General features: G+C 60.7%; 10 protein-coding genes. 7 read left to right on the forward strand and 3 right to left on the reverse strand.

The window, feature by feature from the left end; all coding sequences use genetic code 11:
* Window positions 1–59 precede the first annotated feature (59 nt).
* The gene (locus DNJ95_RS15895) at window positions 60–530 is read right to left on the reverse strand and encodes a hypothetical protein (protein ID WP_131185706.1); all 471 of its coding nucleotides are present in this window, start codon (window positions 528–530) and stop codon (window positions 60–62) included.
* A 12-nt stretch (window positions 531–542) separates the two neighbouring features.
* Window positions 543–713: a type IV pilin protein gene (locus DNJ95_RS19705; RefSeq protein ID WP_338069391.1), complete on the reverse strand. Its 171-nt coding sequence runs from the start codon at window positions 711–713 to the stop codon at window positions 543–545.
* 277 nt (window positions 714–990) lie between these two features.
* On the opposite strand from DNJ95_RS19705, the gene pilB reads away from it, so the two are divergent.
* From pilB to yacG, 5 genes are all read left to right on the forward strand, one after another.
* A complete protein-coding gene (gene pilB / locus DNJ95_RS15905; RefSeq protein ID WP_131185708.1) occupies window positions 991–2,679 on the forward strand; it encodes a type IV-A pilus assembly ATPase PilB in 1,689 nt (562 codons plus the stop codon).
* Window positions 2,680–2,692: 13 nt separating this feature from the next.
* The gene (locus DNJ95_RS15910; protein WP_276330892.1) at window positions 2,693–3,901 is read left to right on the forward strand and encodes a type II secretion system F family protein; all 1,209 of its coding nucleotides are present in this window, start codon (window positions 2,693–2,695) and stop codon (window positions 3,899–3,901) included.
* Between the two features lie 3 nt (window positions 3,902–3,904).
* Window positions 3,905–4,774, forward strand: a complete 870-nt coding sequence (locus tag DNJ95_RS15915; RefSeq protein WP_131185709.1) for a prepilin peptidase — start codon at window positions 3,905–3,907, stop codon at window positions 4,772–4,774.
* 95 nt (window positions 4,775–4,869) lie between these two features.
* Entirely contained in the window at window positions 4,870–5,478 is a 609-nt protein-coding gene (coaE, locus tag DNJ95_RS15920) for a dephospho-CoA kinase (RefSeq protein WP_131185710.1), read from the forward strand.
* Window positions 5,475–5,666 (forward strand): DNA gyrase inhibitor YacG, encoded by a 192-nt coding sequence (gene yacG / locus DNJ95_RS15925; protein ID WP_131185711.1) that lies wholly within the window; start codon window positions 5,475–5,477, stop codon window positions 5,664–5,666. Before coaE ends, yacG begins: the two co-directional genes overlap by 4 nt.
* Window positions 5,667–5,687: 21 nt before the next feature.
* Here the strand turns inward: yacG and DNJ95_RS15930 are convergent, their stop codons facing one another.
* Window positions 5,688–6,377, reverse strand: a complete 690-nt coding sequence (locus tag DNJ95_RS15930) for an energy-coupling factor ABC transporter permease (protein ID WP_131185712.1) — start codon at window positions 6,375–6,377, stop codon at window positions 5,688–5,690.
* 392 nt (window positions 6,378–6,769) lie between these two features.
* Between DNJ95_RS15930 and rplM the strand changes: the two genes are divergently transcribed.
* Window positions 6,770–7,198 (forward strand): 50S ribosomal protein L13, encoded by a 429-nt coding sequence (rplM, locus tag DNJ95_RS15935; protein WP_131185713.1) that lies wholly within the window; start codon window positions 6,770–6,772, stop codon window positions 7,196–7,198.
* 14 nt (window positions 7,199–7,212) lie between these two features.
* Complete coding sequence (rpsI, locus tag DNJ95_RS15940) at window positions 7,213–7,605, forward strand: 30S ribosomal protein S9 (RefSeq protein ID WP_131185714.1); 393 nt, start codon at window positions 7,213–7,215, stop codon at window positions 7,603–7,605.
* Window positions 7,606–7,976: the final 371 nt, after the last annotated feature.

The following is a 7,976-nucleotide window of genomic DNA, read 5'->3' on the forward strand; positions in this document are numbered from 1 at the left end:
GAAGTGAAGGGCTACCCGTGCTTTTCGTCCAGCATTCCAGTCTCCAGCGGTTTTTCGCTTCAATGGCCAACCACCGACTCCAGAACCGTGGCGCTACTGCAGAAATCCGCAAGGCTTACCGCGCCGACTATTCCTCCCGATGTAGAGGCGGAGAATGCCTTGCCCTTATCATCGGTTTCGAACGTGTGAGCCGTTCCGCCATTCGCCGCCGCTTCGGCCTTGCTATCGTTGCAGGACGCGTCGTTCCATTCATTGGCACCACCGTTCACGTTGACGATTGCGCAGTTGATCGTGCTCTTCTTGCGGCTGCCGGCCTTGTGGCAGGTGGCTATGCGTATGACGTTGTTGTCCAGGTCACAGGCGTAGGCCCCGTAGACGTTGCTGGACAGATTGATCGTCACGGCTTCCGAGAGCAGTTCACAACCGGTATTCCCAGCCTGGATAGGGACGCCGGATGAAATCGTGGCGGCCGATGCGCAGGGAATGGCGGTGATCAACATTGGCGCCAGCAGGAGCGGAAGAGTCTTCATTTTGTACTCCGTTCAGAGTTGGGCGGCAGCCATCACGCTGATGGCGTTCCTGGCGTCGGCCGTGGCCACGGTATCGTTCGATCTCGATCGGTATTCATTGAATTGAGGGATGGCGATGGCGGAGAGAACGCCAATTATGGATACCACGATCATCAGCTCTATCAGGGTGAATCCATTTCTCATGCATGGGCTCTTCATAAGGCGACTCCTTGTCGGTTACATGTGAGCTGTGGATATGCACAAGTTGTACACCCGTATTTGTTGGTGTGCAGGATCTCTTCTCGAATTTGTGATGCCGTTCACTTTCTTATCGGACTTTGGCGATTAGGATAATGGCGAGCCTTATGTAGACCCTTCTCGGAAGTTAACGTCGGGCGGGAAGTTTCGCACCGCTCCGGAAGTGTTCCGCCGGTGAGCGGAGTTCGAGGCTTTATATATTTGTTCGAAAAGAGATGGACCGATGGACGATGACGATGCCCTGGCCGGATTGGCCCGAGAACTGGTCGATTCGGGCCTGCTACATGAATGGCAGGTGCGCCAGGCACGGAAAGAGGCCGAGCGCGATCGTATGTCGCTGGTTGCCTGGCTGGCCAGGCACCGTCTGGTCGACAGCCATCGGCTGATGGTGTTGTCCGGTCAACTGTTCGGCCTGCCCTGCTTCGATCTTGCACAGTTCGATCCAGGGCAGGCCCCGTCGGGCCTGATCAGCGAGAGGCTGGCCAGAATGCATCGTGTTCTGCCCCTGCGGTTGCAGGGCAACCGCCTGCATGTGGCCGTGTCCGACCCGACGAACCAGCAGGCCATCAGTGACATCCAGTTCAGTACCGGGCTCTGCGTGGAGAGCGTACTGGTGGATGACGATCTGCTCGGCAAGGCCCTGGACAGCTTGTTCGCGGTCGCCGCTACCGATCTGCTCGAAGCACCCGAGGGCGGTATCGGTAACCTGGACCCGCGCGAGAGCGAGGCGCGGACGGCACAGTACGATGCCGCCGAAGATGCGCCGGCCGTGCGTTTCGTACAGGGTGTGTTGGTGCGTGCGATACAGCAGGGGGCCTCCGATCTGCATTTCGAGCCTCAGGAAACGCATTACCGGATACGCTGCCGTACCGACGGCATCCTGCATGAGCTGGCACGCCCGCCGATGCAACTGGCCGGTCGTATATCCATACGCCTGAAGGTGATGGCCGGCATGGACATCGCGGAGCGGCGGCGAGCTCAGGATGGCCGGGCGAGACTGAAGGTGGACGAGGGGAAGTTCATCGACATGCGCGTCAATACCCTGCCGGTCCTGTGGGGCGAGAAGATCGTGGTACGTATCCTCGATTCCTCCAGCTCCAGGCTGGGCATCGATGCGCTGGGTTTCGAGGCTGATCAGAAGGCGCTGTACCTGTCTGCCCTGAAGCGTCCCCAGGGCCTGATTCTGGTAACCGGCCCCACGGGAATGGGCAAGACCCTGACCCTGTATAGCGGACTGGATATTCTCAATACCGAGGGCGTGAATATCCTGACGGCGGAAGATCCGGTGGAAATCAGCCTGCCGGGAGCCTGCCAGGTCAATGTCAACCCGCGCCAGGGGCTGGGCTTCGCCCAGGCCCTGCGTGCGTTCCTGCGACAGGACCCGGATGTGATCATGGTGGGTGAGATCCGTGACCTGGAAACGGCCGAAGTCGCCATCAAGGCCGCTCAGACCGGGCATCTGGTGCTCTCCACCCTGCATACCGGCAGCGCTGCGGAAACCCTGGAAAGGCTGCGCAACATGGGCGTGCCCGCCTTCAATATCGCGACATCGGTGAGCCTGATCATCGCCCAGCGGCTGGTGCGCAGGTTGTGCGAGTGCAAGCGTGAAGTGCGATTGCCTGAGAAAGCGCTGCTCGACGAAGGATTTCCGGCAGATCGTATCGGGCATTTCAGGCTCTTTGAGAATGTCGGTTGCGGCAACTGCAGGGATGGCTACAGGGGGCGGATCGGAATCCATGAGGTGGTGAGCATCACGCCTGAACTGCAGCAGTTGATCCTGCGCGAAGGCAATTCAATCGAGATGGCTGCGCTGGCGCGCCAGGAAGGCTTCAGCGACTTGCGTTGCTCCGGGCTGTCGAAGGTCATGCAGGGGATTACCAGCCTGGCTGAAGTCAACCGGGTAACGGTGTAGGCGGGAGCGGATCGTGAGGAATCACCTGTTCAGTTGGGAGGGGACGGACAGCCAGGGGCGGCGACTCGGGGGCGAGCTGTCCGCGGCGAGCCCTCTGCTGGCCAGGGCGCGGTTGCGCAGCCAGGGCGTCCGGGCTCCCAGGGTTCGCCGGAAGGTCGCACCATTGTTCGCAGCGTCCGGGCGGAGGGTCGTCTCGTTGGACATTGCCCTGTTCACCCGGCAGATGGCGACCATGCTGAAGGCTGGCGTGCCCTTGTTGCAGGCTCTCGAGATCATTCGGGAGGGTATCGACAAGCAGGCCATGCGTACGCTGATCGGTGATATTCGCCAGGAAATCGCCAGTGGCAACAGTTTCTCGGGCGCCTTGAGAAAGTGGCCGGGGTACTTCGATGAACTGTATTGCAACCTGATCGTGGCAGGGGAGCAGTCCGGGGCCCTGGACGTTCTGCTGGATCGTGTTGCGACCTACCAGGAAAGAGGGGCGCTGCTCAAGGGCAGGGTCAGGCGTGCGATGGCCTACCCGTTGGCGGTGATCATGATGGGCTTTATCGTTTCGGCGATCCTGCTGGTCAAGGTGGTGCCCGAGTTCGAGGCGGTCTTTGCGGATTTCGGCGCGGAACTGCCACTGTTCACACGCTCTGTCGTGGGCCTTTCCGATGCGGTACGGCAAGTATGGTATCTGCTGTTGCCCGGCGTCATCATGGGCACCCTCGGCTATGGCTATCTTTATCGCTGTTCCAGGCGGGTGCGGGATGCGCAGGAGCGGATCTCGCTGAGATTGCCGGTTGTCGGTGGAATCCTCCGCAAGGCGGCCATCGCCCGCTATGCACGTACTCTGGCGACGACCTTCGCCGCAGGTGTACCACTGGTGGATGCACTGGTTTCGGTAGCGGGGGCCACTGGCAATGTAGTATTCCGCAACGCGGTCGCCGAGGTGCGCACGGATGTTTCCTCCGGGCATCAGTTGCATGCCGCCATGCGCCGTTGCGGTGTGTTCCCGAGCATGGTGGTACAGATGGTCGCCATTGGCGAGGAGGCCGGGGCGCTGGATGACATGCTGGGGAAGTCCGCCGGGTTCTATGAGGCGGAAGTCGACAATGCGGTGGATAACCTCACCACTCTGATGGAACCGGCGATCATGGCGGTGCTGGGGGTTCTGGTCGGAGGTTTGATCATCGCCATGTATCTGCCGATCTTCCAGTTGGGCAATGTAGTTGGGTGACCGATGATTCTCGAGCTGTTGGCCGGCAATGCGCTGGTGTTCGTTTCCTGTACTGCCGTGCTGGGGCTGCTGGTGGGCAGCTTCCTCAATGTGGTTGTCCATCGCCTGCCGATCATGATGCAGCGTGAGTGGCTGTCCCAGGCTCGGGAGTTTCTCTCGTTGCCGGGGAGCGACGATGACGGCGGGCCTTTCAATCTGATGCTGCCGAGGTCACGCTGCCCTCATTGCGAGCACGTGATCCGCTCCTGGGAAAACATACCGCTGATCAGTTGGCTGGTGCTGCGAGGCCGCTGCTCGGCGTGCAAGGCACCCATCAGCTGCCGTTATCCATTGCTGGAACTGAGCTGTGCCCTGATCTCGGCTTTTGTCGCCTGGCATTATGGTTTTTCCTGGCAGGCAGGGGCGATGTTGCTGCTGAGCTGGGGGCTGCTGGCCATGAGCCTGATCGACGCCGAGCATCAGTTGCTACCGGATGCGCTGGTGTTTCCCCTGTTGTGGCTGGGGCTGATCGCCAACAGCTTCGGGGTTTTCTGCACTTTGCATGATGCCTTGTGGGGCGCGGTGCTCGGTTATTCGAGCCTGTGGGCGGTGTACTGGCTGTTCAGGCTGACGACGGGCAAGGAAGGCATGGGGTATGGCGACTTCAAGCTCCTGGCGATGCTGGGAGCCTGGGGCGGCTGGCAGATTCTGCCTGTCACCATTTTACTTTCGGCGCTGTCTGGTGCCCTGATCGGCTCCATCATGTTGCGTTTGCGTAAAGCTGACATGGTCACGCCCATTCCCTTCGGACCTTACCTGGCGTTTGCGGGCTGGGTGGCGATGGTCTGGGGCGAGCGGATCAATGCGCTGTATCTGAGCACTGCCGGGCTCTGAAACATATTCAGTGGGCTGCCGGCCCACTGCCCACGAGGTTGGCGTTATATGCTTACGCGGGTATGGCCATTGCGGTCGGATGGAGCTTTTCGACGATGAAACCCTGGGTACTGGGATTGGCCGGTGGTATCGGCAGTGGCAAAAGCGCTGTGGCGGATCGCTTTGCCTCGCTGGGTGTGCACGTGGTCGATTCCGACCAGGCTGCCCGTTGGGTGGTCGAGCCAGGCCGGCCCGCGCTGGCACGGATCGCGGAGCATTTCGGTGCCGGAGTGCTGCAGGCGGATGGAACGCTGGACCGGGCCGGCTTGCGCGCACGGATTTTCCAGAACCCGCAGGAGAAGGCCTGGCTGGAAGGCCTGTTGCATCCCCTGGTGCGTGAAGAGGTGGAACGGCACCTGTCGTTGGCCCGCTCGCCCTACGCCATCATGGTGTCGCCGCTGCTGGTGGAAGCCGGCCTGCATCGGCGGGTGGATCGTTTGCTGGTGGTGGATGTGCCCGAGTCCTTGCAACTTGAGCGGGCCATGCGGCGTGACGAGGCAAGCGAAGAGCAGGTGCGGGCCATCATGAAGGCCCAGGCCAGCAGGGAGGAACGTCTGCGCCATGCCGATGATGTGCTGGTGAATGACCGTGACCTGACATGGCTGCAAGCGCAGGTGGAGCGTTTGCATGCCTTCTATCTGACTTTGCGTGGAGGTGTGCAATGACGACACGGGTGCAGTGCCCTACCTGCGGTATGGCGGTCGAGTGGAGTTCCAGCAGCCCGTATCGGCCATTCTGCTCGGAGCGTTGCAAACTCATCGATCTGGGGGCGTGGGCCTCGGAAAAACACGCGATTCCTGGCAACGAACTGGAGGACGACGTGTTTTCCGAGGAATTGTCTCCGCGACACTGATACGGGATATGCCCAGCCGGCTCAATGCCTGTGTTCGTCATCCCGCCAGGGCGCCTGCAGGTAGCGGCTGTGATTGAAGGTCTCCAGCCAGTCCGGGTAGAACACCACCAGGGCCGTCACCGCGGTGCCATTGATGAACGCCTCGGGGAACATCACCAGCCACAGGTAGCCGGCGAAGTCTTCCAGCCAGGGTGGCATGAGATAGCGTTCATCCAGCAGCAGGATTCCCAGGGAGGCCAGGATGCAGAGCAGGGCGGCCAGGGCGGCGGGGAAGAATCCGCAGAAGAATATATAGACGAACAGGTTGCGTGGCTGGGCCTTCTCGACGCGGCGAGCGCAAAGCTCGGTGACGAGTACGGGGGTCAGCACCAGCAGGACGCCGTTGATACCGATGGCGGTCCATTGCAGATGCCCGGTGATCGAGATTCCGAGTTGTGCGACGAAGCCGGCGAATATCGCCAGTGGCCAGCCAAGCAGGAGTGTGACAGCGGTCAGGCCGATGAAGTGGAAGGACAGCCCGGATTCGAAGTCCCGGCGCACCAGCCATAGCAGGAACAGCGCCAGTACCGTGCCGCACAGCAGGTGCTGGCGGCGTGTATCACTGAACAGCTCTACCCAGGAAACCTCCCTGGCGGCCCAGCCCAGCGCTGCCACATAGACGCACCAGCCTATCAGCAGGCTGGGCAGGGCGAGCAGGTCGGCGGAAATCATGCGGGGGAGGCTCCGGTTGGGCGGCAGGCGGGCGCAGGCTCGTAGGGGATGGTACCGCCTGGCCGGTGCGCACGGCACACCCTGTGGGACGAAAAAGAGTTGACGCGTTCCTGCACGCGCCCCTGATCCTGATGAGGCTTCCGGCTTTTGTATTGAATTGGCTTGCTATTTCCCCGGTAATCTGGATAATCCCGCAACTTTCCTGGCGGGGATGCCTAGCTTGCCGGGAACATTAGGTAGGGGATGCCTAGCCTACCGACAATTGCCGTGGCGGACGCGCAGACCCGAGCCCCCGATAGCGTCTGTTTCCGGCTGCCTTGATCTTGTCAGGGCGAGCACTATTCAGTAAGATTCGCCGTCTTATTTTCAGGCGGCCCCTGAGGCTATAACCAATGAAGACTTTTACTGCTAAACCGGAAACCGTCAAGCGCGACTGGTTCGTCGTCGACGCTGCCGGCCAGACCCTGGGTCGTCTGGCAACCGAAATCGCTAGCCGCCTGCGTGGCAAGCACAAGCCCGAGTACACCCCGCACGTCGATACCGGCGACTACATCGTAGTCATCAATGCCGAGCAGGTTCGTGTGACCGGCGCCAAGACGTCCGACAAGATGTATTACTCTCACTCCGGTTTCCCGGGTGGCATCAAAGAGATCAGCTTCGAGAAGCTGATCGCAAAGGCGCCCGAGCGCGTGATCGAGACTGCGGTCAAAGGCATGCTGCCGAAGAACCCGCTGGGTCGCGACATGTATCGTAAGCTGAAGGTCTACAAGGGTGCCAGCCATCCTCATACCGCTCAGCAGCCCCAAGAACTGAAGATTTAACGGAATAGTTCATTATGTCGGCGACTCAAAATTACGGCACAGGCCGTCGCAAGACAGCAACCGCTCGCGTATTCCTGCGTCCGGGTACTGGCAAGATTTCCATCAACAATCGTGAGCTGGACAACTTCTTCGGTCGTGAAACCGCTCGCATGGTCGTTCGTCAGCCGCTCGAGCTGACCGAAACCACCGAGAAGTTCGACATCTACATCACCGTTCTGGGTGGTGGTGTCAGCGGCCAGGCTGGGGCGATCCGTCACGGTATCACCCGCGCTCTGATCGAATATGACGAAACCCTTCGCGGCCCGCTGCGCAAGGCCGGCTACGTGACTCGCGATGCTCGCGAAGTCGAACGTAAGAAGATCGGTCTGCGCAAGGCGCGCAAGCGTCCGCAGTACTCCAAGCGTTAACTTTCGCTTGCGACGGAAAACGCCCGGCTCCGCAAGGAGTCGGGCGTTTTTTATGTGCGCCCAGCATGGGCGCACTCCTGTGGGTGCAAGTCCCACCGTAAGCTGATCACCGCGAACGAAGTGAAGCGCAACTGCGTGAGGGCGACCGAGCGTGGGGAGGAAGGGTAGAGCGTAATCTGCGAGCCGATGGACAAGAACCGGATAGAAGGCGCTGCCGAGCAGGGCGAGCGGGCATGAAACCGCAAAGCTCTGGTGATCAAGAGGAAGTGGCGTAAATCCGGCGGTTGTGCAGAGAAGGAGTGCGTTCTTACCTGGGGAGATCTCGCCTCGATCCTGAAAGGGTAACGGTGTCGAACCGGAGCGAGAAGTCA

This window comes from Stutzerimonas kirkiae, assembly GCF_004327335.1.
Classification (GTDB): domain Bacteria; phylum Pseudomonadota; class Gammaproteobacteria; order Pseudomonadales; family Pseudomonadaceae; genus Stutzerimonas; species Stutzerimonas kirkiae.